This window comes from Terribacillus sp. JSM ZJ617, from assembly GCF_044383785.1.
Classification (GTDB): domain Bacteria; phylum Bacillota; class Bacilli; order Bacillales; family Amphibacillaceae; genus Terribacillus.
Genome location: NZ_JBISEQ010000002.1, coordinates 427,964 through 453,756, shown reverse-complemented (window position 1 = coordinate 453,756; position 25,793 = coordinate 427,964). Strand labels below are relative to the sequence as shown.

Annotated in this window: 29 protein-coding genes; 23 read left to right on the top strand and 6 right to left on the bottom strand. The window is 44.5% G+C overall.

From position 1 onward, the window contains the following. Window positions 1-32: 32 nt before the first annotated feature. Window positions 33-563 carry a hypothetical protein gene (locus ACH6C1_RS08455; RefSeq protein ID WP_095222702.1) on the bottom strand — a complete coding sequence of 177 codons (531 nt, stop codon included), beginning with the start codon at window positions 561-563 and terminating at the stop codon, window positions 33-35. Between the two features lie 191 nt (window positions 564-754). On the opposite strand from ACH6C1_RS08455, the gene ACH6C1_RS08450 reads away from it, so the two are divergent. Beyond that, window positions 755-1,036 carry a DUF6123 family protein gene (locus ACH6C1_RS08450; protein ID WP_095222703.1) on the top strand — a complete coding sequence of 94 codons (282 nt, stop codon included), beginning with the start codon at window positions 755-757 and terminating at the stop codon, window positions 1,034-1,036. Here the strand turns inward: ACH6C1_RS08450 and ACH6C1_RS08445 are convergent. The 3 genes from ACH6C1_RS08445 to ACH6C1_RS08435 all read right to left on the bottom strand — a co-directional run bounded on the left by ACH6C1_RS08445 (window position 1,030) and on the right by ACH6C1_RS08435 (window position 2,448). Further along, the gene (locus tag ACH6C1_RS08445; RefSeq protein ID WP_366249791.1) at window positions 1,030-1,422 is read right to left on the bottom strand and encodes a ribonuclease HI family protein; all 393 of its coding nucleotides are present in this window, start codon (window positions 1,420-1,422) and stop codon (window positions 1,030-1,032) included. The two genes, ACH6C1_RS08450 and ACH6C1_RS08445, sit on opposite strands and share 7 nt — an antisense overlap. A 12-nt stretch (window positions 1,423-1,434) precedes the next feature. Beyond that, window positions 1,435-2,118 carry a queuosine precursor transporter gene (locus tag ACH6C1_RS08440; RefSeq protein WP_095222705.1) on the bottom strand — a complete coding sequence of 228 codons (684 nt, stop codon included), beginning with the start codon at window positions 2,116-2,118 and terminating at the stop codon, window positions 1,435-1,437. 129 nt (window positions 2,119-2,247) lie between these two features. Continuing rightward, on the bottom strand, window positions 2,248-2,448 hold the full coding sequence (locus tag ACH6C1_RS08435) for a cold-shock protein (protein ID WP_038560820.1): 201 nt from the start codon (window positions 2,446-2,448) through the stop codon (window positions 2,248-2,250). 382 nt (window positions 2,449-2,830) lie between these two features. Between ACH6C1_RS08435 and ACH6C1_RS08430 the strand changes: the two genes are divergently transcribed. From ACH6C1_RS08430 to ACH6C1_RS08390, 9 genes are all read left to right on the top strand, one after another. Next, window positions 2,831-3,694 (top strand): DUF72 domain-containing protein, encoded by an 864-nt coding sequence (locus ACH6C1_RS08430; protein WP_374076320.1) that lies wholly within the window; start codon window positions 2,831-2,833, stop codon window positions 3,692-3,694. 3 nt (window positions 3,695-3,697) lie between these two features. Further along, the gene (locus tag ACH6C1_RS08425) at window positions 3,698-4,312 is read left to right on the top strand and encodes an HD domain-containing protein (protein ID WP_374076318.1); all 615 of its coding nucleotides are present in this window, start codon (window positions 3,698-3,700) and stop codon (window positions 4,310-4,312) included. A gap of 14 nt (window positions 4,313-4,326) precedes the next feature. Beyond that, entirely contained in the window at window positions 4,327-5,283 is a 957-nt protein-coding gene (locus ACH6C1_RS08420; protein WP_374076316.1) for a thymidylate synthase, read from the top strand. A 12-nt stretch (window positions 5,284-5,295) separates the two neighbouring features. Beyond that, entirely contained in the window at window positions 5,296-5,790 is a 495-nt protein-coding gene (locus ACH6C1_RS08415; protein ID WP_374076314.1) for a dihydrofolate reductase, read from the top strand. Window positions 5,791-5,901: 111 nt separating this feature from the next. After that, entirely contained in the window at window positions 5,902-6,117 is a 216-nt protein-coding gene (locus ACH6C1_RS08410) for a YozE family protein (RefSeq protein ID WP_374076312.1), read from the top strand. A gap of 130 nt (window positions 6,118-6,247) precedes the next feature. Continuing rightward, window positions 6,248-6,844, top strand: coding sequence for a glycerol-3-phosphate 1-O-acyltransferase PlsY (gene plsY, locus ACH6C1_RS08405; RefSeq protein ID WP_374076310.1), 597 nt, complete (start codon window positions 6,248-6,250; stop codon window positions 6,842-6,844). A gap of 6 nt (window positions 6,845-6,850) precedes the next feature. Then, window positions 6,851-8,452, top strand: coding sequence for a GNAT family N-acetyltransferase (locus tag ACH6C1_RS08400; RefSeq protein WP_374076308.1), 1,602 nt, complete (start codon window positions 6,851-6,853; stop codon window positions 8,450-8,452). Next, complete coding sequence (locus tag ACH6C1_RS08395; protein WP_374076306.1) at window positions 8,452-10,284, top strand: LTA synthase family protein; 1,833 nt, start codon at window positions 8,452-8,454, stop codon at window positions 10,282-10,284. Before ACH6C1_RS08400 ends, ACH6C1_RS08395 begins: the two co-directional genes overlap by 1 nt. Window positions 10,285-10,470: 186 nt before the next feature. Next, window positions 10,471-11,871: an L-cystine transporter gene (locus tag ACH6C1_RS08390; protein WP_374076304.1), complete on the top strand. Its 1,401-nt coding sequence runs from the start codon at window positions 10,471-10,473 to the stop codon at window positions 11,869-11,871. A 45-nt stretch (window positions 11,872-11,916) separates the two neighbouring features. Here ACH6C1_RS08390 and ACH6C1_RS08385 read toward each other — a convergent pair whose 3' ends face one another. After that, window positions 11,917-12,249 carry a YolD-like family protein gene (locus tag ACH6C1_RS08385; protein WP_374076302.1) on the bottom strand — a complete coding sequence of 111 codons (333 nt, stop codon included), beginning with the start codon at window positions 12,247-12,249 and terminating at the stop codon, window positions 11,917-11,919. A gap of 113 nt (window positions 12,250-12,362) precedes the next feature. On the opposite strand from ACH6C1_RS08385, the gene ACH6C1_RS08380 reads away from it, so the two are divergent. The 11 genes from ACH6C1_RS08380 (at window position 12,363) to ACH6C1_RS08330 (ending at window position 22,520) form a co-directional block, all read left to right on the top strand. After that, on the top strand, window positions 12,363-12,581 hold the full coding sequence (locus tag ACH6C1_RS08380) for a WYL domain-containing protein (RefSeq protein ID WP_095222715.1): 219 nt from the start codon (window positions 12,363-12,365) through the stop codon (window positions 12,579-12,581). 73 nt (window positions 12,582-12,654) lie between these two features. Beyond that, window positions 12,655-13,392 carry a YqcI/YcgG family protein gene (locus ACH6C1_RS08375; protein WP_374076300.1) on the top strand — a complete coding sequence of 246 codons (738 nt, stop codon included), beginning with the start codon at window positions 12,655-12,657 and terminating at the stop codon, window positions 13,390-13,392. 71 nt (window positions 13,393-13,463) lie between these two features. Then, window positions 13,464-14,615, top strand: a complete 1,152-nt coding sequence (locus ACH6C1_RS08370) for an exonuclease SbcCD subunit D (RefSeq protein WP_374076298.1) — start codon at window positions 13,464-13,466, stop codon at window positions 14,613-14,615. Between the two features lies 1 nt (window position 14,616). Next, the gene (locus ACH6C1_RS08365) at window positions 14,617-17,724 is read left to right on the top strand and encodes an AAA family ATPase (RefSeq protein WP_374076296.1); all 3,108 of its coding nucleotides are present in this window, start codon (window positions 14,617-14,619) and stop codon (window positions 17,722-17,724) included. 13 nt (window positions 17,725-17,737) lie between these two features. After that, window positions 17,738-17,986 (top strand): DUF2584 family protein, encoded by a 249-nt coding sequence (locus tag ACH6C1_RS08360; RefSeq protein ID WP_095222719.1) that lies wholly within the window; start codon window positions 17,738-17,740, stop codon window positions 17,984-17,986. Between the two features lie 168 nt (window positions 17,987-18,154). After that, window positions 18,155-18,703, top strand: coding sequence for a VrrA/YqfQ family protein (vrrA, locus tag ACH6C1_RS08355; protein ID WP_374076294.1), 549 nt, complete (start codon window positions 18,155-18,157; stop codon window positions 18,701-18,703). A 67-nt stretch (window positions 18,704-18,770) separates the two neighbouring features. After that, complete coding sequence (msrA, locus tag ACH6C1_RS08350; RefSeq protein WP_374076292.1) at window positions 18,771-19,724, top strand: peptide-methionine (S)-S-oxide reductase MsrA; 954 nt, start codon at window positions 18,771-18,773, stop codon at window positions 19,722-19,724. Window positions 19,725-19,800: 76 nt separating this feature from the next. Continuing rightward, entirely contained in the window at window positions 19,801-20,559 is a 759-nt protein-coding gene (locus ACH6C1_RS08345) for a TerC family protein (RefSeq protein WP_374076290.1), read from the top strand. A 5-nt stretch (window positions 20,560-20,564) separates the two neighbouring features. Further along, window positions 20,565-21,635, top strand: a complete 1,071-nt coding sequence (locus ACH6C1_RS08340; RefSeq protein ID WP_095222723.1) for an AbrB family transcriptional regulator — start codon at window positions 20,565-20,567, stop codon at window positions 21,633-21,635. Further along, the gene (locus ACH6C1_RS08335) at window positions 21,635-21,838 is read left to right on the top strand and encodes a DUF6501 family protein (RefSeq protein WP_095222724.1); all 204 of its coding nucleotides are present in this window, start codon (window positions 21,635-21,637) and stop codon (window positions 21,836-21,838) included. Before ACH6C1_RS08340 ends, ACH6C1_RS08335 begins: the two co-directional genes overlap by 1 nt. A gap of 130 nt (window positions 21,839-21,968) precedes the next feature. Then, window positions 21,969-22,520: a histidine phosphatase family protein gene (locus tag ACH6C1_RS08330; RefSeq protein WP_374076288.1), complete on the top strand. Its 552-nt coding sequence runs from the start codon at window positions 21,969-21,971 to the stop codon at window positions 22,518-22,520. Here ACH6C1_RS08330 and ACH6C1_RS08325 read toward each other — a convergent pair. Further along, window positions 22,517-23,704 carry a M14 family metallopeptidase gene (locus ACH6C1_RS08325; RefSeq protein ID WP_374076286.1) on the bottom strand — a complete coding sequence of 396 codons (1,188 nt, stop codon included), beginning with the start codon at window positions 23,702-23,704 and terminating at the stop codon, window positions 22,517-22,519. The genes ACH6C1_RS08330 and ACH6C1_RS08325 overlap by 4 nt on opposite strands. A gap of 232 nt (window positions 23,705-23,936) precedes the next feature. Between ACH6C1_RS08325 and ACH6C1_RS08320 the strand changes: the two genes are divergently transcribed. Both ACH6C1_RS08320 and ACH6C1_RS08315 read left to right on the top strand, forming a co-directional pair. Beyond that, the gene (locus tag ACH6C1_RS08320; protein ID WP_093728423.1) at window positions 23,937-24,176 is read left to right on the top strand and encodes a ferredoxin family protein; all 240 of its coding nucleotides are present in this window, start codon (window positions 23,937-23,939) and stop codon (window positions 24,174-24,176) included. Window positions 24,177-24,263: 87 nt separating this feature from the next. Further along, window positions 24,264-25,775: an FAD-dependent oxidoreductase gene (locus ACH6C1_RS08315; RefSeq protein ID WP_374076283.1), complete on the top strand. Its 1,512-nt coding sequence runs from the start codon at window positions 24,264-24,266 to the stop codon at window positions 25,773-25,775. Window positions 25,776-25,793: the final 18 nt, after the last annotated feature.

Genomic DNA, 25,793 nt, shown 5'->3' with positions numbered 1-25,793 from the left:
AAAAACGATGCAGAGTGATCTGCATCGTTTTTTTAGCTTAGAGCTGTTGCCATATCCGGCACTTGCAATCCAGCATCTTTATAGAGTTCTTCTAAGTCGGACTGGAAAGTGTCGAATTGTTTCTGAGCTGCATCTAAGTTAGGCTCTGTTTGAGAAGCATCGATTGCTTTACTAACTTCCTCGAAGTATGCTTTCAAAGACTCAAGTGAAGCAGTGAAGGCTTCTTTCTCTTCATCTGGAAGATTGCTTTCCAGCTTGTAATCCGCAAGCTTTGCAGCACCTTCATCAGCTGCTTTTTTAGCAGCTTCAGCAGACGTTTTGATAACATCGTCTGCTGACTCTTCGTCAGCTAGTGCAGTTTGGTAAGCTGCAATCGGTGCATAGTTAGGACTGAAATCTGCTGTGAAATCCATTTGTGTACGCAGAAGTTCCTTTTTGACATCGGTCGTTTCTGTTTTTTCTGAACCGCTGTCTGACTTACTTTGTGAATCAGCATTTGAACAACCTGTTGCAAAGATGGCTACGATAGCCGTTAACGCAAGCAAATACATAAGCTTTTTCACGCTAACATCCCCTTTCTAATTGGCTTTATTAGTTTAATGCTAACTTTTTGAATTGTAAATACTTAGTAGAAATGTTGCGCAAGTTAGAAAAATCTAACAAATCCAATAAAACGGAATTATCATAAAATCATTGAAACCGGAAACAAGAATGCTATAATAATAGTCGGATTCTGATAAAGGGGTTTTGAGAGTTGACGAAACATAGCTTGGCCTATTTTCTGGACGATTTATGGGCAAAAGGATTCAAACTGACTGACGAAGACGTACAATTCATTTATTTTGGCAAAAATTATGCCAATGCTCCTGATTGGAAGGTTATTTTTGCTGTGCAAATGACGTTGCGCTTCCAGCATGCCTTTGACGGCAGCTTCTATCTTAGTGTGCTCGATTTAATAGGGGAAGATAAGATACATACAAAAAAACAAGCAGAAGATCTGCTTGCGAGAAAAGGATTTCAGCTTCAATATCATTGATTCTGCCGAATCGCTTCCCGCGCAAGCTGATCAGCTGCTTTGTTTTGTTTTTCTGGTATCCATTTAATGAAGAAATAAGGAAACTGCCGACTAAGCTGCATGATCTGCTCCAATAGTGGCTGGAATTCCTTGTTCTTCGTATGTTCCTTATCGATTGCTTGTACTGCCGCTTGGGAATCCGAGCGTAAGGAGATGATATCGTCGGGGTAATCGCTCTGACAGATTTCCAGTGCTCTGATGATGGCCCAAAACTCCGCTTGATGATTTGTCATCATACCGAGCGGTACGCTGTAAGTCTGGCGTGTTCCATCATTTATAATTACGATACCTGCACCGCTTTGCCCTGGATTACCACTAGTGGCACCATCCGTATATACCTCGATCAATATCCATTCCCCCTAATCGTTGATTTGCCTGTACATACGTTTTGCGCCGTAAAGAAACGGTGTCGAAATGATGCTGACCACGAATTTCAACAAATACGTCGAGATGAATATCTCCATCCATACCGATCCTTCATATGTCCCTGCAAATGCAATTGTGCAAAAGACGAGCGTATCCAGCAGCTGACTGAGCATCGTACTTCCATTGTTTCGCACCCAAAGAAATTTATCATCTGGCAGCATTCGCTTGAGCAATGCATACAGCCAGACATCAACATATTGGCTGATGCCGTATGCAATCAGGCTCCCAAGTGCGACTCGAGGTAGGAATCCGAAAATCGTGCTGAGAGATGAATGCGCAATGTCGCTTGGCGCCGGGTCGAATACAAGAACAACCTGCATGATGATCGTCATGATGATAAGGGTAGCAAAGCCTAGACCGACAGCTTTTCTGGCTATTTTCTTACCATAATTCTCGTTCAGTATATCTGAAGCCAAGAAGATGGTTCCATATATGATGTTTCCCATTGTTGCTGTTAAACCAAACAGCTCGATTGTCTTCGTCACCTGAATATTTGCCAGTACTGTAGCCATACCGACCCATACGAACAAACCGAGACGTCCGAACAGCCGATACATGATTAACAGCAGGACAAAATTTATAATCGAAAAGACAATCCATAGTAAATCGTTATTCAATGCTGCTCCTCCTAGTGAAAAAACTATAGACAATGGAAGAGTATACGCGCTTTTCCAAACGGATGCAACTTATGGAAGGAAGTGTATACAGAAAAGCGGCAATCCATTGGATTGCCGCTTACGATTATATTAGACTTTTTCTACGTTAGCTGCTTGAGGGCCTCTTTCTCCTTCGATTACTTCAAAGGATACTTCCTGACCTTCTTCAAGATTCTTGAAGCCTTCTTCCTGGATGGCGGAGTAATGTACAAACACATCGTTACCGTCCTCTACTTGAATGAATCCGTAACCTTTTTCAGCGTTGAACCACTTTACAATACCGTTTGGCATATTCCTTATCCTCCTAAAAGACGTTTCACAGAAAACGCATGTAATAATACAAATAAGACGTGCATGAATTGAAAAAGGCAGTCTGTTAGAAGGGCGGAATTTCTTAGCTCTTCTAACAAGCTGCCATCGTTCTTATTCCGCTCATCTTGTTTGCTTGACACAAATATAGCTTATTTTGAAAAATGCGTCAAGTACGGAAAAATGGGGTTATATTGGGAAAGTAATCGCTTTCTGATTTGATTTGAAAGGTTATATTATGTCTTCTTTCGTCAATTTGCGATAGTTAATGTATTTTCATGACAAGGCATTGCTCTTCGTTGATGGCTTGATACGATTACATTACAATATAATAAATCGTATATTGTCGGAAGGAGGAGAAGGTTTGACAATACAAGTCGGTGTGACCGGTTGGGGAGATCACGATAAATTATATCCGGATACGAAAACCAGGCAGCAGAAATTGAAAACATATGCAACCCATTTTGATGTTGTCGAAGTGGATTCTTCCTTTTACGCCATTCAGTCTGTCAGTAATTATACGAAATGGGCAGAAGAAACACCGGATCATTTTTCCTTTATCATAAAAGCGCACCAGGACATGACTGGCCAGAGTCGGAAAAAGATGACACGGGCAGAAGCTGCATCACTATTTGATGATTTTCTGACATCGATCCAGCCCATTATGGAAGCAGATAAGCTAGCTGCGGTCCTTTTCCAGTTTCCTCCGTGGTTCCAAGTGGAAAAGACAAGTATCGATCGGCTCCGGTTTATTCGTGAGCTGATGAAAGGACTGCCAGTAGCGATTGAATTTCGAAATCAGTCTTGGTATGCGGACGAATACAGGGATAGGACACTTCATCTGTTGCGTGAGCTAGAATTCATACATACAGTTTGCGATGAACCACAGGCAGGGAGCGGTTCTGTTCCGGCTGTTTCCGAAGCTACAAATGATCAGCTGACGCTAGTACGTTTTCATGGGCGGAATGTGCATGGCTGGAATCAAAACGGTCGCGAGGACTGGCGAAAGGTCCGCTTTCTTTATCGATACAATCAAGCTGAATTGAAGGAGTGGCGGGATACGGCATTAAAGCTGGAGCATTCCAGTACACGTGTCATCTTATTGTTCAATAATAATTCCGGCGGTGATGCCAGTGATAATGCCAAGGAGATGATGCAGCTCCTTGGTCAGAAGCTGCCGGATCCTCCGCCAGAACAGCTGAACCTATTTGACCAGGAAGGGCGATGAACGATGGAACAGAAAAGACAATTGGAAGAAATGGAGCGTTATGCATATACCATTTTCCGCAAAGATGCGACAGGGCACGACTTTTATCATATGAAGCGGGTAGCTAAGATGGGAAGGAAAATAGCTTTTGAAGAGGGCGCAGATCCGTTCCTGACAGAGGCAATCGGCTGGATGCACGATATTGGGGACCACAAACTGTTTGATGAGCCAGCTGATGCTGTGGCTGAGGCCCAAGGTTTTCTCCGGCGTATCGGATTGGATGAAAACACGATTAAAGATATATTCCAGGCATGCCGCAATATTTCCTTCAGTAAAGGACGTACTCCTGATACATTGGAAGGTAAGATCATTCAGGATGCTGACCGTCTTGATGCTATAGGAGCTATCGGGATCGCCCGTACGTTCGCGTTTGGCGGGGCAGCGAGCCGCCTTATCCATTGGCCGAATGATCCGAAGCATTCGAGCGTTCAGCATTTTTATGATAAACTGTTAAAATTGAAAGAAACACTGCACACGAAAACAGCATTGCATATGGCTGAATCGAGACATGCTTACATGCAGGACTTCCTGAACCGATTTTTTGAGGAATGGGAGATGCCGTGTGATGATATACGATAAAGGAATGATATTATATGACAACCTCTGAACAAGCTTATCTGGATCTATGCCGGTATGTTCTGGAAAATGGCACTAAAAAAGAAGATCGCACAGGCACAGGCACTGTTTCCGTTTTCGGCTACCAGATGCGCTTTGACCTGCAAAAAGGTTTTCCGTTGCTTACAACAAAAAAAGTCCCTTTCCGGCTGATTGCCAGTGAGCTGCTTTGGTTCCTAAAGGGCGATACGAATATCCGCTATTTGTTAGAGCATAACAATAACATCTGGAATGAATGGGCGTTTAAGAATTGGGTGGAAAGTGACGCATATGACGGACCGGATATGGCCGATTTTGGCCGCAGATCTCTGCAGGACGGTGACTTCAGGAAAACATACGAAACGCAAATGGAACAATTCAAACAGCTGATTCTGACTGATGATGCTTTCAGCGAACGATTTGGCCATCTTGGGGACGTATATGGGAAGCAGTGGCGAAACTGGAAGACTTCACAAGGTGAAAGCATCGATCAATTGCAAGACATAATTGAAACGATAAAGAAAAATCCAGACTCAAGAAGATTGATAGTTTCTGCATGGAATCCAGAGGATGTCCCATCGATGGCGCTGCCACCCTGTCATACGATGTTCCAGTTCTATGTAGCGGACAATAAGCTTTCTTGCCAGCTGTACCAGCGCAGCGGCGACATTTTCCTTGGCATCCCATTCAATATTGCAAGCTATAGTCTGCTGACGCATTTAATTGCCAAAGAGTGCGGGTTGGAAGTCGGAGAATTCATCCATACAATTGGAGATGCGCATTTATATACGAATCATCTTGAGCAAGTGAAGACACAGCTTGACCGTACACCAAAACCATTGCCGGCATTGCAGATTAAAGATAGCTTCAGCTCAGTATTCGATGCTTCTATGGACGACTTAGAAATCATTGGATATGAACCGCATCCTGCCATTAAAGCGCCAGTTGCCGTATAAGGAGGGACTAGCATGATTTCATTATTATTTGCGATGGATCAAAACCGGGGTATCGGGTATAAAAATGACCTTCCGTGGCGGCTGCCAAGGGATTTGCGATTCTTCAAGGAGAAGACGACCGGTCAAATTATCGTTATGGGGAGAAAGACACTCGATTCCATGAATGGTGCGCTGCCGAATCGGACGAATGTTGTGCTTACGAGGGATGAATCATTTCATTCGGATGGTGTCACAGTTTTGCATGATGTGGCTGACATAAATGAACTGGCGGAAAAGCACGCTGAAAAAGAGATTTTTGTTATCGGTGGAAGTGAGATTTTTTCCCAGACGTTGGAGATCGCTGATCGTATTTATATGACGTATATAGAGGAAAGCTTTCCGGCAGATACACACTTTCCTGACTTTCCGGTGGATGAGTGGCAGGAAATCTCTCGGGAAAAAGGTACCAAGGACGAACGCAATCCTTACGATTATTACTTTATACAATATGATCGGGTGAGGCACTAAATGCTGCATGTATTTTTGCCGCCTGTTTTTTTCTTCTTATTGATTGTGCTGACAATTTATTACCCAGTGTGGAGGAAGAAGAACGAAGTACAACCGAAAGAAGGTGAATGAATGCGTTCTTTTTATCATTTTATGATGACATATCGAGGACGGAAGAAGCCAACGGATGAGAGCCAGTTGGCAGACTGGATGTTTGGGGATCATAATTTTCCTAAGCACAGCTCGTCTTATGACGAAATCAGTGAATACTTGGAATGGAACAGCCCTTTCCATGGAGCGCTGCAGGTTTTCGATCGTCTATGGCGGGCTTACGAAACAACAGAATAAATGAAATAAATGCCTGTATCAGCAGATACAGGCATTTATTATGCCATATTTAGGTAGAAATTTGTCAAATGTCATTGAAAGTTCAGATATTTATTTATACTATGGAACTAATGCAAGGTGGTGTAAGTTTATGGAAGCCGTAGGGCTCGCTTTAATAACAATCATATTAGCGTATCTGCTCGGCTCACTGAATGGAGCCTATTATATGATGAAATGGAAGCATGGAATCGATATCCGCACGACTGGAAGCGGGAATGCAGGAGCAACGAACGCTGGCAGAGCAATGGGTAAGCAAGGTTTCTTTTGGGTGCTTGTGTTCGATATAGCCAAAGGAATGCTAGCTGTAGTGCTCATCAAATGGAGCGGCCAGACTGAAATTATTGCAGGTTTCAGTGTGATTGCAGCAGTGCTGGGTCATATATTCCCGATTCAGCTTCGTTTTAAAGGCGGAAAAGGAATAGCAGTGTCCCTTGGGGCACTTGTCATTTTCTCTTACCAGGCAATCTTACTGCTGATTGCTGCTTTTCTAGTTATCTATCTTTTTGTTAAAAAATTCAGTATCTCAGGATTACTTGCCTATGCCTCTACAGCCATGCTGCTTCCATTTTTACGATTGGACATGACAACTATTGCTGTTTGCGTTGTAGTGACCGTCCTTATCCTGGCAGCCCATCATACACATCTGAAAGCTGCTTGGAGCTATTTGCTATTACGTAACGAAAGGTGACATACGATGAATTCGACACAATTAAAGTACAAGATTGCTACCGAGCCGTGGGAATTTGAACAGGTGCATGCGCTTAATTATCGTACCTTCACAGAGGAAATTCCACAGCACGAAACCAATCAGGAGCGTAAAAGAATAGATAGGTTCAATCAGGAAAATACATACATTATCGGCCTGGATGGGGAAACGGTCGTTGCAATGATAGCCATCCGTTCAGTCAGGCCTTTTTCGCTTGATGAAAAAATAGAGGGACTGGATGACTATCTGCCTCCTCATAATGCCAAATGTGAGATCAGATTACTGGCAGTCGAAAAAGCCTATCGTGACAGTTTCGTATTTTTCAGGCTAGCAGAAGCGCTTATTCAATATTGTCTCGAAAATGGATTTGATATGGCCGTTATTTCTGGCGTCTTACGGCAGCAGAAGCTGTACAAGCATATGGGATTCGTAGCTTTCGGGCCGTTGACTGGATCAGGAGATGCACAGTTCCAGCCGATGTATGTGACGGAAGAATTGTTCCAGCGCAAAGCACGGGCTTTTCAGCGCATTCTCTTGCAAAGTCGAGATCCAATAAGTTTCTTGCCAGGTCCTGTTCCAATGGCAGATCAAGTAAAAAAAGTAATGGGTGAAACAGCATGTTCGCATCGTGCACCTGCGTTTCTTGATAACCTTCATCAGCTGCAAGGGCGACTAAGAAGTCTTACTCAGGCAGCGCATGTCCAGATATTGCTGGGAACCGGAACACTAGGAAACGATGCCGTGGCAGCTCAGTTACGCATATTGGATCAGCAGGGGCTGATTCTCGTTAATGGAGAGTTCGGCTCAAGGCTGACAGATCATGCACAACGGGCAGGTTTGCGTTTCAACACAGTGGAAATTCCTTGGGGTGAAGGCTTTGATTATGAACATATATTGGCAGAGGCAAGAGCATGTGATGCCGCCTGGATATGGGCTGTCCATGTAGAGACCTCAACAGGTGTGCTGCAAGACATAGATCAGCTGAAGTACATAGCAAAGAAAACAGACAGCAAGCTGGTTCTGGACTGCTGCAGTTCCCTTGGCAACGTACCAATCGATTTGCGAGATGTGTTCCTGGCAACTGCCGGAAGCGGGAAGGGACTGGCCTCTTATGCCGGTTTGGCGTTCGTCTTTTATCATCATACAATTGAAGTAACCACGAGCATTCCTCGTTATTTGGATCTGGGTCTTTACCATACATATGACAGTGCCCCGTTCACGCATTCATCTAACTTGATCAGCGCTTTATCCGCGGCAATCGATCAATGGGAAGATGCAAAACTGCTGCAGCAGGTCAGCGAATTGACAAAAAAACTGATCAAGCTTTGTAAAATGAAGGGACTGAGGCTTTTAGCTGAAGTAGCGTGGGCCCCGGGGATTGTTACTATCGTTCTGCCAAAGGAGCAGCGTGCAGATATCGTCGGTCGGGAACTCGCAAAGAAAGGCTATTTGATCAGCTGTAATAGCAGTTACCTGATCGAACGTAATTGGGTTCAAATCTCCGTCATGGGACATCATAAGGAGAAGGATTTGGAGCGTGTGACAGATGCGCTTGCCGTTCTGATCGGAAAGAAGGAAACATTCGTCTGATGAATTTTTTTACTTCCGCTAAAGGATTCTGTTCGGCAGGAGCAGTTCTCCTATTAAGTAAAATGTACCTTATTTGTCTCATCTATTTCGATTTGCCTCTATATGAGCCACTTGATTACATCCGGTTGTTCCTGTCCTGTATGTCGTCGATTGCCGTATTGACTGTCTTGCTGTATCTTTTTGCCAGAAAACTACGTGCTGGTGCGTTCTTACTATTGCATATCATCGTATCAGGAATTTTGTACGGAAATCTATTGTATTTTCGATTTTATATCGACTTTGTGACACTCCCTATTCTTTTCCAGTTCAAAAACGTCGGGGGACTTAGTCAAAGTACTGCTGAATTGATGGACCCTCTGGATTTAATTCTTTTCGCAGATGCTGTGATTCTTCTTTTATGGTGGATCTTTAAACGGCCGCTTCCTGCAGCTTTTAAATGGAGCCGAAAGGGCGTCTTCGCTATATGTGCGGCATTATTAATTTGTGTTAATGTGGGGTTCTCCTATATTGGAGGAGATCAGCATGATGGAAGTTATAACCGCTCAGCAATGGTGAGTACACTGGGACCTGTCTATTATCACGGGTATGATATTTACCAAACTGCGCGCGCAGAGCTCAGCAGTACGTTCGCGACAGAGCAGGATTATAGGAAGGCTGCAGCGTATTTGGAGGCTGCCGATACAGATGTAACATCAGAATATTTTGGTGCTGCAAAAGGAAAGAACGTCATCTTAGTTAATTTGGAATCCACACAGCAATTTGTCATCGGAAGAAAAGTAAAGGGAGAGGAAATCACGCCGTTCCTGAACAGCTTAACGAAGGAAAGTTTCTATTTTGACCAGATATATCATCAGACTGCCCAAGGGAAGACCTCAGATGCAGAGTTTATGTTCGACCAGTCTTTCTATCCGTTAGCTAGCGGTTCTGTTTATGTGAGGCGAGCGGAGAATGAGTTTATCGCCATGCCGGAAATCCTTGAAAAATCCGGCTATCACAGCGCTTCTTTCCACGGCAATGTCGGCAGTTTCTGGAATCGGGAAGAAGCATACGATGCTTTCGGCTATGACGATTTCTTCTCAAAGGATTATTATCAAGTCTCCGAAGAAAATTCCGTTAATTATGGTATAAAGGATGAGGCCTTTCTCCAACAATCAATGCCTTATCTCGAAGAACTGAAACAGCCTTTTTACAGCAAGTTCCTGCTGCTAACGAACCATTTTCCATTTCTTTTGGATGAAGAGGATATATTATTAGATGAAGCAAACACAGGTTTGGATGTCGTGGACCGCTACTTCCAGACAGTTAGGTATGAGGATGAAGCACTTAAGGAATTTTTTGCTGAACTGAAGCGAAGCGGCTTATACGAGGATTCCATCATTGTGCTCGTTGGTGATCATTATGGTATATCAGAAAACTATTATGATGGCATAGCAGCTTATCTAAACGAGAATCTATCAACACCGGAGGAACTCGACTTACAGCGGGTTCCGCTAATCATTCACGTACCAGGGCAGGAGGGAGAAACCTTCCATATCCCTGGAGGACAAATTGATATTCAGCCGACGATCCTGCATCTGCTTGGTGTTGATACTGCTGTTTATCCGAATTTTGGCCAAGATCTGCTGGCACCTGATCGTGATCCGTTCGTTGTGTTCCGAGATGGTGATTTTGTTTCCGAAAAAGTTATTTACACAAAACAGCTTTGCTATGACAAAGCATCTGCAGAACAAACAGAAATGGACAAATGCTCTCCATACTTCGAGAAACGGAATCAAGATTTATATTATTCAGATGCTATCCTGAATGGTGATCTTCTTCGTTTCGCCAATTGATAAAATCCGGTTCCGGTTGGGGAACCGGATTTTTGTTGAGTGAATTCATATATGTGTTACAGCATCCAATACGTTACTGCCATTTTAGTAACACAGATTCATATTTACATAATCTTTCCATCATGTTATTGTGTATAAGGTCAATTCATACTTAGTTGATTGGAATTATATATTTTAATAAGGAGGATGATTTGTGTGGACTTATTCACTTTTGTGAACATTATTATTCTTATTGCCTTAATCGGCGTACTCTTTTACATGCAAAAGAAGCATGTTTCCTTTTCCAAACGGGTACTGACCGGGTTGGGTCTCGGTATTGTGTATGGAGTGGTACTGCAGTTAGTTTATGACCCAGCCTCTGAAACCATCGTCATGACGAATGATTGGTTTGGTTTGGTGGGAAGCGGTTATGTGAAGCTTTTACAGATGATCGTCATGCCGCTTGTTTTCATCTCGATTGTAGCTGCTTTTACGAGACTGGAGAAGTCTTCTAATCTTGGGAAAATAAGCGGACTTGTCATCGGCACACTTATGGTGACAACAGCAATTGCTGCAGCAATCGGAATTGCAGCTGCTGCAGGTTTTGACCTGAAAGCGATTGATGTAACAGCTGGCGATGCAGAAATAACACGTGGTGAAGATTTGGAAACAAGTCTGACGGAAGTCGAAAGCACGACTGTTCCGCAGAAGATATTGGAATTCCTGCCTGCTAATCCGTTCTTGGATTTGACAGGAGCAAGACCAACTTCCACGATTGCAGTCGTTATTTTTGCGGCATTTGTAGGAGTAGCTTACCTTGGGATTAAGAGAAAGACTCCTGAGCATGCAGCTTTCTTCAAAAAGATGATTGAAGCTCTGCATAGTCTTGTCATGCGTATTGTCACACTGGTATTGCGTCTAACGCCATATGGCATACTTGCTTTGATGGCAAAGACGGTAGCAGGCAGTGATTTTAACGCAATCGCTACATTGGGTAAATTTGTTATTGCTTCTTATGTGGCGCTGATTGCCATGTTCGTTGTTCATCTTATTGTGCTGGCTGTACTAGGACTAAGTCCAAAGCAGTATCTAAAAAAGGTCTTTCCAGTGTTGGCTTTTGCCTTCACTTCCCGTACGAGTGCCGGCACTCTTCCGCTGAACGTGGAAGCACAGCGAAATAAATTAGGTGTACCAGAATCTATTGCCAACTTCTCGGCCTCATTTGGGATCACAATCGGACAAAATGGATGTGCTGGAATATATCCAGCTATGCTCGCGGTTATGATCGCTCCATCTCAAGGTATCAATCCTTTATCACCGTCGTTCATTGCAACCTTGATAATAGTTGTTATGATCAGTTCATTCGGTGTAGCTGGAGTAGGCGGAGGAGCAACATTTGCCTCTTTGATCGTTCTTTCTACGATGAATTTGCCAGTGGCTTTAGCCGGCGTACTAATTTCAATTGAGCCGTTAATTGACATGGGCCGTACGGCACTCAATGTCAGCGGATCAATGGTATCAGGTCTCGTAACCAGCCGGACACTTGGCGAATTGGACACAAAAACATATGCTTCTGATGAAACACCAGCGGAAAGCATGGCACGTTAAGCTGACCACTATGAAAAAAGCCGCCTCAACCGAGAGCGGCTTTTTTTAATGAAGCGTAATATCTATAATATGGTCGAATGGAATGCGGAGAGGGTACAAGCTATCCTTTGTGTCCAGAAGCAAATATTGCCCAGACTGCTTCAGTCCTGTAACGACGCCTGATGCATGTTCTGCATCGCGCCCTTTTCTGTACATCATACTGACTTTTGTTTTGCCAACCTGGATAGAGCGCATCTTCTGTTCCAGTTCTTCCAACTGCTGTTCATCTATGATTGGGGGCATTTTTTTTTCAATTTCCCGTCCCATTTGCTGCAGCATCTCTACATGCTCGGGTAGCATCAGGGATGTCCATTTGATTTTCCCGCGATCATTCACCATACGTCATTCCTCCTGCAAACAGTATAGTCGAACATGTGTTCTTTTTCAAGTGACACAGAACATAAGTTCGTATATAATATGTGTATGAACTTATACAGAAGGCAGGGGTCGTAATGGATAGAATTGCATTGGCAAAATTCGTAGAGCAGCAGGTCACAATGATTTATATGGCGAAGGATGGCTCCTTAACGAAGCGTCAAGTAAAAATCGAGCGAATCAATGAGTCCTCCCTAACAGGGTATTGTTATTTGCGTAAGCAGCTGCGTACCTTCCGGATGGATCGAATACTAGCTATCCAGCCACAGCGTAAATTATGGCGGATGTCTTCATAATTCCTGTCAGTCACCTGCTATCTCCATCCTGAATAAAGTACTAGGGATTAAGCCAGGAAAAGGAGAACCAGTGATGACGATCATGTTTGACAGCTATGATGCTGACAATCACCCCAAGACTTCTTGGCAGCAAGAAGCACTTTTCACTTTTCATGATAAATTATCCGACCAGCATTCCCATTTCCCCTGCATACCAGCCACAGTCGGTCATAGGACTGGTCAATTCCGTTATGGCTTTGCCGCTGACCCGACGACAGCAACTGCAGCTGAACAGCTGGCAGATTTTCTGTGCGCATACGGACGGCAAGCAAAGAAATTAGGTTCTTATACTTCCCTGATTATTTTCTTTGATACAACAAAGCAGCAGGAGCTTCACCTCGATGTGCCTGCTTATTTTGAAATTTTTTGGGACCTGCTCAGCAAGACGGCCGCTTATGATTCACAGAGCTGGCCAGTTCATATTCCCAAAGACCCGGAAGATGTATTATGGGAATATTGTTTCGGAGGGGAGCAATATTTCATGTTTTGTGCCACTCCAGCACATTCCAGTAAGAAAAGCCGGCATTTTCCGTGTATGATGCTGGCCATTACGCCAAGGTGGGCGCTGGAGACATTCGAATCAAAACCGAAAGCTGCAGCTGCCATCAAACAGAAAATCCGGGAAAGGATCCTCGATTACGATTCTAGCGATATTCATCCTGATTTGAATGCATACGGCAATGAGGATAATCTTGAATGGAAGCAGTACTTCCTCCATGATGACAATACCTCGCCTTCCAAATGCCCTTTTCATAGAAGAAAGCAAGACTAGCAGTTTCCTGCCGGTTCTTCCCATACCACCCTTTTCTAAATCGTGCTAGAATAATAGCAGGAGGAATTCGTATGAAACTATTGCATACCGCTGATTGGCATCTTGGCAAGATCGTCAACAGCGTACATATGACAGAAGATCAAGCTCTCATCCTGGAGCAGATCAAAACGATAATCGATAGAGAACAGCCTGATGCAGTCATTGTAGCAGGCGATTTATATGATCGGGCCATTCCGCCCCGCGATGCAGTGGAATTGCTGAATAACACATGGAATTGGTTGATCGGAGATAAGGAAATACCAGTATTGTCCATCAGTGGAAACCATGACAGCCCGGATCGTCTCGATTTCGGCAGTCAGCTGTTCAAGGCAAGTAAGTTGTACATCGAAACGAAGCTGCGGCCTGGAATGACTCCGGTCACACTGGAAGATGCACATGGTCCCGTGCATTTTCATCTAATTCCCTATACAGAGCCTGCTGACGTACGTGCATTCTTCGGAGATGAAACTATCACAACCCATCAACGTGCGATGGAAAAGATCATTTCCTATATTACTGATACGTATGACATGACGGAACGGCACGTTTTTGTTGGACATGCTTTCCTTGCAGGCGGTATGGAATCCGACTCTGAGGAACGGCTTTCGATGATCGGCGGGAGTCCGTATGTGGATGCAGCTCTTTTCCAACCATTCACGTATGCAGCATTTGGGCATTTGCATCAGGCGCAGCGGATCGGCAGTGATCATATACGCTACAGCGGATCACCGCTTAAATATTCGTTTTCAGAGGCAAACCATAAGAAATCAGTGACAATGGTGGAGCTTGATGCTGACGGATTCCAATCTTTTGAAAAGATCGATCTCACACCTGAGCGGGACATGCGTATTGTAGAAGGATACTTTGATGAACTGATGGAAGGAACGGCAGGAAACCCGGACGATTATCTGCATATACGCCTCTTGGATGATGGGCAGCTGCTGGACCCTATGGGGAAACTGCGCAAACTTTATCCAAATATCCTTCGATTGGAGCGCAAGGCAAAAGCAGGCGTAAGCTCCATGTCCGACATCAAACAAATCAAGGAAAAGCAGCGTATGTCGCATATGCAGCTATTTGCTGCCTTTTATGAGGAAATGAAAGGTGAAGAAATACCGGAACACCGTCAGACTCATATGGAAGCAATCATCCAACGTCTGGTTGAGCAAGAGAGGAGAAGCTGATATGCGTGCCATTACATTGAATATGACCGCTTTCGGTCCTTACCACAAACCGCAGACGATAGATTTCCGGGAGCTTGGGTCAGAATCCATCTTCTTGATCACAGGTCCGACTGGTGCAGGAAAGACGACAATCTTCGATGCAATATGTTACAGCTTGTATGGACGTGCCAGCGGAAGTGATCGTGATCAAGATTCCCTTCGCAGCCACTTCGCAGCACCGGGTGAAACGACGGAGGTACGCTACCGTTTCGCACTTCGCGGTACGGAGTATGAGGTTATCCGTTACCCGAAACAGCAGAAAAAGAAAGAGCGCGGTGACGGCTTTACAGATGATCCGGCAAGAGCGGAGTTTTATGAGTGGAAAGATGGAGAGCAGGTGCTGATCAGCTCCAGAATCAAGGAAGTGAACGAGGCAATCGAAGAGAAGATCGGTCTCGATTATGAACAATTCCGTAAAATGATTATGATTCCGCAAGGAGAATTCCGAAAGCTCATCTCTGAGAACAGTAAAGAAAGGGAAGAAATTCTACAGCGCATCTTCCGCACATACTTCTATGAACGCATGACGGAGGCTCTGAAGGACGAAGCCAAACAGCTCAAGGAAAGTTTGCAGCAGACAGAATGGAAAGAACAGCAGCAAATCAGCAAAATCGAGTGGCGTACACAGGAGCCCGCTGAGACAGACAGTGTACCAGATACGATGAAGAAGCTGCAGATAGAACTTGATGCTATAAAAGCTGCTGTCACACAGGGAGAGCAGGAGCTTGAAAAGCATAAAAATATCTGGCAGGAACGGCAGCAGCAATATTACGAAGCAAAGCAGCTCCTTGATACGTTCAAACAGCTGGAGCAAGCACTTGTCCAAAAAGAACGACTCGATCACAAGCTGCCGGAGATCAAACAAAAACAGCAGCGCCTTCGGGATATGGAACGAGCAAATCGTCTGGTACCTTATGAGCAGCAGCTCGCGACTCGCAAACAGGAGTGGCAGCGCCAGGCAAAAGCGCAGCAGGAAACGAAGGAAAGAAAAGATCAGTTAGAACAGCAGTACCTCGCTATCTCCACTTCCTACACAAAAGCAAAAGAGCTTGAACCGCAGCGAAGAAGCCGGCAGGAACAGCTGCAAAAGCAGAAGCAGCAGCTTGAGCAGTGGAAGGACTATGAAAAACGCAAACTGGAGTTAACACGAATTCAGAAGATGCTTGAAGATAAGCAGCAGCGTTTGCTCAAGTTAAAACAGTCACACACAGATAAGAAGAATCAGCAACATATACTGGAACAAGATTTAAGCCAGGAAGCGGCACTGATTCAAGCATTCTATGAGGATCAAGGAATACTAGAGAAACTTGATCGGCAACTGGAGGAAGCAGCTCGATTGAAGGATGCGGTCCGTCAGTTACAGGAAATGCGCACTATTTATCAGCAGACCAAAAATCTTCTGCAGGAAAAAGAGCATCATGTGCAGCAGCTGCGGCAGGAGATTTCGGAGATCGAAGAAGCGCAAGCGGCCCATCACGCTGCACATCTTGCCGGACAGCTGGCATCTGGAGAACCTTGTCCAGTCTGCGGATCCATCGAACATCCTTCACCGGCTCAAACAACAACGCATCTTCAATCATTTGAGATGCTGAAACAAAAGAGATTGATGCTCGAAGATGCCCAGCGTGCATATGATGAAATACAGAAAAAATATGTGGAAGCAAAATCGAATGGGCAGGCCATCCGGCAGGTGACAGATGAGCTTTATCGGAACATCACAGGAGAAGCAACATACGATCAGACAAAACTGGATGAGCTGGAACATGATATACTCTCGAAAAAGGACAAAACAACAGCCTCCCTTCGTTCGAAGCAAGAAGAGCGTAAGAAGCTGGAACAAAAGAGACAGATACTGGAGAAGCTTAAACAAACGTTTGAACAAGAGCTGAAGGCCGCTGAAGAGCTCCAAAACAATCTACGCACCCTTGAGGAAACATACACTCGCACCGAGGCAGAAGTAAGTTATCAACGTAAACAGCTGCCTGACGTCCTTCAGAACCATTCTGAATGGGAACACCAGATCAAACTTGAGGAAGCTGCAATTGAAGCTGCTATCAGCGAATGGGAAGCTCTGCAGCACCAGTACGAGGAAATCACCATAAGCAGACAGCAAATAGCAGCGGCTTTGGAATCAACTGCAAAATTTGCAGCAGATTTGGAGCAAACGTACTTCCGGGAGGAAAAAGCATTCCTCGCTAAGCTTGAAGATGCAGGATTTAATGATACGGAAGCTTTCAGGCAAGCCAGCGGTTCGGAGCTTGACGTAAGAAAGCTTCAGGAAGAATTGGAGCAGCATGAACAGCAGCGACGCAGTGTTTCTGAACAAATCGACTCTTTGCGTAAGCAAACCAATCAGAAGGAAAAGCCAGATTTGATTTTGTTCGAGCAAGCAGTGTCAGAAGCAGAGCAAATCTTTGAAGCGAAAAATAGCAGTCTGAATATGGCAAGAAGCTATGCCTCCCATCATGAAGATATCATGACTTCCCTGATACGGCTTCAGGAAGAAGCGGCAGATCAAAAAGCACAGTATTACGATATTGGCGAACTAGCTAATTTGGCAAAAGGAGATAACAGCCTGCGACTTTCCTTTGAGCGCTATGTGCTGACAAGCTTCTTGGATGAAATCATCCTGCAGGCGAATATACGATTAGAAGAAATGACAGATCACCGCTATCAGCTGAAACGAAGCGGCCAGATCGCAAAACGCGGCGCTCAAAGCGGTTTGGATCTTGAAGTGATTGATCATCACACTGGACAGGAACGTCCAGTCAAGACATTATCCGGCGGTGAAGGCTTTAAAGCAGCATTATCGCTTGCTCTCGGCATGTCTGATGTTGTTCAAGCACATGCAGGCGGTGTTGAACTCGAAACCCTATTCATTGATGAAGGATTCGGAACACTGGATGAAGTATCGCTCGAGCAGGCAATTGACAGCCTGAAAGGTTTGCAGGCGAGCAATCGTGTACTCGGCATCATCTCTCACGTACCACAGCTGAAAGAAGAGATTCATACGAAACTGCAGATTGATACTTCGCCGACAGGTTCGTCAGCGAAATTCATTTTCCAATAAGGAGGAGACAACTTTGGGAACTCCCATCAATTTTGAAACAGTCCTTCGTACAGAAGGAAAAGAAAAACGCATTGACAGCAAAGAAAATATTTTTCAGCTGAAACTTCAGGGTTATCATTTATTTCCCCTGCATCAGCCGATCGATATCAAGCGAGCGAAAGATACAGATGAAATTGGCAAAGCAATCATTGTCGAATTGACGTTGAAAGAGGAACAAACTATTTGTACGTATCAGCTAGTTTCGTTATCAAGCGTCAATTAACGACATAAAATTCTACTTTAAAAGTAGATAGAGGGAGAATCTTGCGCTTGCCCGGGAAATAGAGGGCCAAAGAGGGAAATATATTGCCTGCATCCAGAATAGAATGGAACAAAAGACTTCTTGCTTGCGTAGACTGGTAGAAATATTGACGCGAGAAGAGGTATGAGAATGGCAAGAAATCCATTTGGTCCTTCCGTCTTCGGGCGACGAGGCCAGCCACAGCCACCTGTAAGGAGGAATCCATTTCTTCCTCAACCGAGAGTCGCACCGCAGCAGCCACAGCGCCCACCAGGCGGCTTACCTGGTATTCTGCAAAAGATTCTGAACCGTGGAAGCAAAGGCGCACAAACAACGGCCAGAGCAGCTCTTCCTGCAACGAGCAGTTCTTCTGGAGGAGTATCGTTACTTGACATGCTGAATCATACACAAAGCGCATTAAAGGCGGCTGAGTCCTTCATGCCGATGGTACAGGAATATGGACCGATGGTGAAGAACTTGCCTTCCATGCTCAAGATGATGAAAGCTTTGAAGGATATCAACTTTGATGATGACGAGGATGAAGCGTCTGGGACAGAAGTCAATAATGAGGGTAAGGATAAAAGCGAGGATGATAGCAAGAAGACATTGTCCTCCATCCAAAAGGAAGAAAAAGAACCATCTAAACAGAAACTGACGAAGAACGAATCCGGAGAGTCCCTCCCGAAAATGTATATTTAAGCGTGCTACTTGATTTTTTTCCGCAAAAGAGGAAAATATATAGCATACGATGAAGGAGGGATTTATTATGGCATTACAACACGCTACCTTTGCAGGAGGCTGTTTTTGGTGCATGGTTGAACCATTTACGGAGCGACCTGGTATCGAAGCAGTAGTTTCCGGTTACACTGGCGGCGACAAACCGAATCCCACATACGAGGAAGTGTGCTCGAACACAACTGGTCATGTCGAGGCCGTTCAAATTACTTTCGATCCAGATATATTCCCTTATGAGAAACTGGTAGAAACATTTTGGCAGCAGATCGACCCTACAGATGCTGGGGGGCAGTTCCATGACCGTGGCGAATCTTACAAAACAGCGATCTTTTACCACGATGAACAACAGCGGCAAGTGGCAGAGGCATCCAAAGCGAAGCTGCAGGAGAGCGGACGTTTCCAGAAGGATATCGTAACCCCGATTCTGCCTGCCAAGCCGTTTTATCCGGCAGAAGAGAAACATCAGGATTATTACAAGAAGAACAGGTACCATTACAAGATGTACAAGCGTGGTTCCGGTCGGGAGGACTTCATCAAGCAAAACTGGGGTCCTAAAAAAGATAAAGCGAAGCTGAAAGAAATGTTGACTCCGATCCAATATCACGTTACGCAAGAGAATGGAACAGAGCGTCCTTTCGAAAACGAATATTGGAATAATACCAAAGAAGGAATCTACGTGGATATCGTATCCGGCAAAGCATTGTTTTCTTCCAAGGACCAATATGACGCCGGCTGCGGTTGGCCAAGCTTTACAAGACCGCTCGATTCTTACGAAGTGAAAGAGAATATGGATCTTTCACATGGTATGGTGCGGACCGAAGTAAGGGCAGCTGAAAGTGATTCGCATCTTGGTCATGTGTTCGATGATGGTCCGAGAGCTACAGGCGGCCTGCGCTACTGCATGAACTCTGCAGCAATGAAATTCATTTCTGTCGATGAAATGGAAAAAGAAGGTTATGGAGAGTATTTATATCTCTTCAAGTAAATAAATACAGTAACAGCTTTGCTCTTGTTCGCTATATGAAGGAACAAGAGCATTGTTTTGGACGAGGAGTATGAGAATGGATTCTACATTATGGATTGAATACGGCTGGATTCTTCTAGTATTGATTGGACTGGAAGGATTGCTTGCAGCTGATAATGCGCTTGTGATGGCGCTAATTGTAAAACATTTACCTGCTGAACAGCAGCGTAAAGCTTTATTGTATGGCCTGGGAGGGGCATTCATCTTCCGTTTCGCTTCCCTTTTCTTTGTCAGCTTCTTAGTGAATATTTGGCAGATCCAGGCTTTAGGTGCTCTTTATCTACTATATATTTGTATATCGAACCTTATCAAATTAAAGAAAAACGGCAGCGGGGAAGATGCCGAGAGTCCGTTCAGCAAGAAAAACTCTGGATTTTGGATGACAGTACTGAAAGTGGAATTAGCGGATATTGCTTTCGCGGTAGACTCTATCCTTACTGCAGTTGCACTCGCGGCTTCCTTATCGGCTACACCACTTCCTCACATCGGCGGAATGGATGGCGGTCAATTCCTTGTAGTATTGGCAGGAGGCATGATCGGTCTGATCTTAATCAGAATAGCTGCGTCTTATATTGTTAAAATCCTGGACAAGCGTCCTGGACTCGAAGCAGCTGCGTATTTGATCATCGGCTGGGTAGCAATCAAATTGGCTATCCACACATTGGCACATCCTGCATTGAAGATCATATCGGAGCATTTCCCTGACTCTGCTGGCTGGAATGCTACATTCTGGATCGTAATGGCTGTTATTGCCATCGGCGGCTGGTTTTATAAACCTAAAAGCGATAGGGCCTGACTTCCATGGGGGAAAACGGTCAATTACGTTCCATCCTGAAGTCTTATCTGATCGCCTTGATAGGTGGCGGCCTTTTCACTTTGCTGCATTTGCCGCTTCCATGGATACTTGGGCCGGTAACAGGCCTCTTGCTTTCCAAGATCATCTGGAATAACAAGACAGCTGCTTCACAGCGGCTTCGTAAAGTGAGCTATTGGCTGCTCGGTATCCAGATTGGTAACACATTTACGGTGCATACATTCCATAACGTACAGCCATATCTAATAATCTATACACTTTTGACATTACTATTGATTGCAATTTGCATGGTCAATGCATATATGGTCAGTAAATGGGTGAACGTCGATATGAAAACAAGCATGCTCGGCAGTATACCAGGGGGTTTGTCTGCCGTATCGGCACTAAGCGAATCCATGAAGGCTAATACGGGTCTCGTAACGATATTCCAGACGATTCGCCTAGTCAGCATCCTTTTCATCATTCCGTTCGCTGCTACACATCTCTTCATGGACACTGGGAGTCAAGGAGCCGTACAGCTGCCCCAGACAGAGCAAGGAGCTTGGTGGACAATCGGGTTATATGTCCTCATGTACATAGTTGCCCGTCTGACAAACAGATTTATACCGTCATCACTTGTTATCGTTCCGATGCTGCTTACAGCTATACTGCAAGTAAGCGGGATGCATTTATATCAGTTTCCGCATCTGTTTTTCGTCGCGGCACAGTTGACAATTGGCGTATATTTAGGTCATTCTATTTCTATAAGAGATTTAAAAAAAGCTGGCAGACTTTGTCTCTATTATACCGGTCTGTCTATACTGCTTATTTTACTTTGCTTTGGACTAGGGTTTTTGTTCAGCAAGTTCACATCATTGAACATGGCTACTTCTGTACTCAGCATGGCGCCTGGAGGCCTCGTCGAGATGGCGCTGACAGCACAGACGACTGGCGGAGACCCATCCATTGTCAGCTCCTTGCAGACGATAAGGCTGCTTTTAGTAGTACTTGTTTTACCGCTGCTGCTGCAATGGACGCTACCAAAGCTCGAGAAACATCAACGAAAGGAAGAAACATGATGATCCATAAACATTGGCAAGATACAAAAACAATCAAACAAGTGGAATGTGTCCACACAGATGCAAAAAAATATGTCGTGAATACGACACTTACACCTGGAAAAATATATGATGTTAAAAATGAAACAGAAGAATTCATTTTTATTATCGACAATACAAATCGCGTCGGTGCTTTTCGGAAAGATTATTTCAAAGAAGTGTAATAAATGAACAAGGTAAAGGCTAACCTAGTAGAGGTTAGCCTTTTTTGTTGGCTAGCATTTTCCTATGCTTGTAATTGTCCGATTGTTAACCGATAATAAGGCTAAGCATAGCTAGAAGGAGATGGGGCTTGTGAAAAGGATTATTCTTGTTCGTCATTGCAATGCACAAGGACAGCATAAAGACTCGCCGCTAACGTATGAAGGAATAAATGAAGCCCGATCGCTTGCTGCTTTTTTGAAACGGCTGGACTATCCGATCCAGCGTGTCCTCTCCAGCCCCTTCTTCCGGGCCGTCGAGACAATTAAACCTTTTGCCGATGCAGCAGATATACCGATAGAGCTCGACCGGCGGCTGCAGGAGCGAATCTTAAGTGAAGAACCTGTTGATGATTGGCTGGAAGTATTGGAAGAGTCGTTTGCCGACTTTGATCTGCGCCTTCCGGGCGGTGAATCATCAAATGATGCCAGAATCCGGGTGCGCGCCCTGATCGATGAACTGGAAGCTGAAGAGCATCTGGAAACTGTAGTCCTGGTCACACATGGGAATCTTCTGGCAATCCTTTTGAAGGAATTCCAGACTGATATCGGATTTTCTCATTGGAAAGGCTTTTCTAATCCGGATGTATTTCTGGTGCAGCGCACTGGCGGCAGTTATATGGTCGAACGAATCTGGAATGCCTAAATGCTATCACTTGTAAGTATGACCATTAAAATGGTGCACAGCTTTTCATAAATTGTATCGACTTGTTCTAGGGGCAGGGGATTTTGTCCTTTGCCCAGTTCAATCGTAAAGCCAGGGCGTTGATATGATCCAATGAACCAATCTTTAAATCCAGCATAGTTATCGAGTTCCTTTACTGCTTTGTATCCGCTTAGATGTTCCATCTGAGCGACTAGCTTTTCCGCAGAAGGCGGCTCTTTCTCCTCGAAGCTCCAGTAGATTTCCTCTCCTTGCGTGTGCAGCGCCACAACTGAATCAAAATCTTCTTTGCGGACGAGCTCATACATCCCAATCGATTCCGGTTCAGTCAAAGGCGTAAGCCCCGGAAAATCACGAGAACCAGGTAGTTTTGGTTTCCGCAGCTGCTCGTATTCCCACTTGGCAGGATACTGCTTATTCAAATCAACACCTGTTATATTTGCCTTCCACCCTTGAAAATCACAAGAGCCCTCATTCAAGAATTGGACAAGTTCTTCATAGTCATAGGCAGCTTTACTTCCATGAATGACAAGATCAGCACCATCCGGGTTTACCATAGGTACAACTGAAAGCGTCACTTCTCGATATAACTTGCTTGCAGGGTAACCGAAAAGCTTTTTGTCATGTGTGACAGCGAGCAAGTATTCATTTACGAACCTCATGAGAGCCAAGGAAGTGATCCACTCATTGCCATGAAAACTTGCATTTATATGAATCTTTTTCTTCCCTTTGCCAATTTGAAGTTCCGTTACTGGTTTTCCCAGTACCGATTTGTATACTGTACGCATGCGGATATACGGAAAAAGCTGATGAAGCGCTCTTATATCATGAAGACAAGTAGCATAATCATACTGGTGGCGGAAGCATGTTACCGGATAGGTCACTTGCTGCGGGAGTATGAGCTCAGTACCTGCAGGGAAGCGGGAAGCGTTATACAATAGTTGAACCAGTTTTAGCGGAAGCTTATAAGCAGATGCTAAGGCAGCATCTGTCATCTCCTTATCGAGAGTGTATGACTTTGGAGCATAGCCAGGAACCTGGATAGGCTGCTGTGATTTTACATGCGTGGACAGAAACGGATTTGCAGCGAACAGGACATACGTCGGGAGGTGGAACAGTGTTGCCACCGTACTTAATTGACAGCTTTCCTGCAGTGTTATCTCCATATGGATCGCCTCCTTTGCTACAGTGTATGTCAAGTATGAAGTTTTTAGGCAGAACAAGCAAGCTGTCAAATATTGAGTACGCCCGTTGTTATTATCGAATATTGTTGTTATAATTTGAATCGATAGGGTATAAATACATATAGTTCGTTGTATTTTGCGAAGTCGCAGTATACCTGGATAAAAACCGTGTCGAATGACCGGTTCATTTATAGTAGTAGAGGAGGCTGTACACATGGCTTTTGTCATTACTTCCCCATGTGAAGCGGAAAAGGCAGGCGAATGCATGGAAGTTTGCCCGGTTGACTGTATCGCGGAAGGTAAAGATATGTTCTATATCGATCCTGACATCTGCATCGATTGTGGTGCATGTGAAGCGGTATGCCCAGTTGAAGCGATCTTCATGGAAGATGAGGTACCAGCGGAAGAAACGAAGTATATTGAAATCAACCGCAAGTTCTTCCAGGAAAACTAAGCAGATCCACTGCCAATAGGCAGTGGATTTTTTTGTTTATCTTTTCCTCAAATAGGTTAAGTGTAACAAAAAAGGAGTTGTCACTATATGTCGACTGGCAAGCATGAATCTTATTGGATCGAAACAAGCAGTTTTCCGAACTATGAGAAGCTGCAAGAGGATACGGAAACAGAGGTTTGCGTAGTCGGCGGAGGCATCGCAGGAATCACTACTGCTTACTTACTTACAAAAAAAGGCTATAAAGTCACTTTAATTGAGGCATTGAAACTCGGGCATGGTACAACAGGCTATACGACAGCCAAATTGACAGCTCAGCATGATTTAATCTATGATCAGCTGATCAGCAAATTTGGCGAAGAAACTGCTCGAATTCATTTTGAAGCAGCAATGGAAACAATTGATTTTGTAAGGGAAACAGAAAAGGATTTACAGGCAGATTTTCAAATAAGCCAGGAACCCGCTTATGTCTTCACTGATGAAAAGAAAAATGTCCGCCAAATTGAAAAGGAATGGCAAGCATATGAGAAGCTAGGCATACCAGGTGCATTGGTAGACGAAATAGCACTGCCGCTTTCCGTACAAAAAGCGGTAAGGATGGATAATCAAGCACAATTCCATCCGCTTCTTTTCCTCCAAGCGATGGCTGAATACATCAGCTCACATGGCGGGCATATTTATGAAGACACTCGTGCCGAAACAATCGAAGAAGGTGAACCAGCTACTGTCAAGCTGAAGGGTGGCGGGAGTGTAACAACCAAGCATGTGGTAATAGCTACTCACTTCCCGTTTTATGATTTCAAAGGAGGTTACTTTGCACGTTTGGATATTGCTAGATCTTACATCGTTGCAGGTAAAAGCCCGCATACCTATCCAGGCGGCATGTATATATCCATTGACAGTCCATCAAGATCTGTCCGAAGTGCAAAGGACAAGAGCGGGAATACATTATGGCTGGTCGGTGGCGATGGGCATCGAACCGGTAAAGGAAATAATATGAAAGAACATTATAGTAATCTCCGCAATTGGGGCAGATCGGAATTCGATATAGGTGAATTTGATTATAACTGGTCCGCAGAGGATTTCATGAGTCTGGATAGTCTTTTCTATATCGGCCGTATAACGAAACGCACTCAAAATCTTTATGTTGCCACCGCATTCCGCAAATGGGGTATGTCCGGGGGCATCACCGCAGCGAAGGAAATCACTTCTTTGATTGAAAACGGCAAAAGTATCTATAACGATATTTACGATCCGGCACGGCAGGACGGGATCAAAGGCATCGGTACATTAGCTAAAAATATGGTGGAAGTAAGTAAAGAGCTCGTATCCGGAAAACTTGAGAAAACAGAAAAGACCAGCGAAGAACTGAGTCGTGGAGAAGCAGGGAAAATACGACAAAACGGCAAGCTGGTTGGTATCTATAAAGATAATGATGGTACTGTCCATAAAGTGGACACTACTTGTACTCATATGGGTTGTGAAGTGCATTGGAACAATGCAGAAACAACCTGGGATTGCCCTTGCCACGGTTCTCGCTTCAGAGCAAGCGGGGAAGTTATTGAAGGACCAGCAGTAAAGGACTTGAAAAAGGTAGATTAAAAAAACGCCTGGCTATAT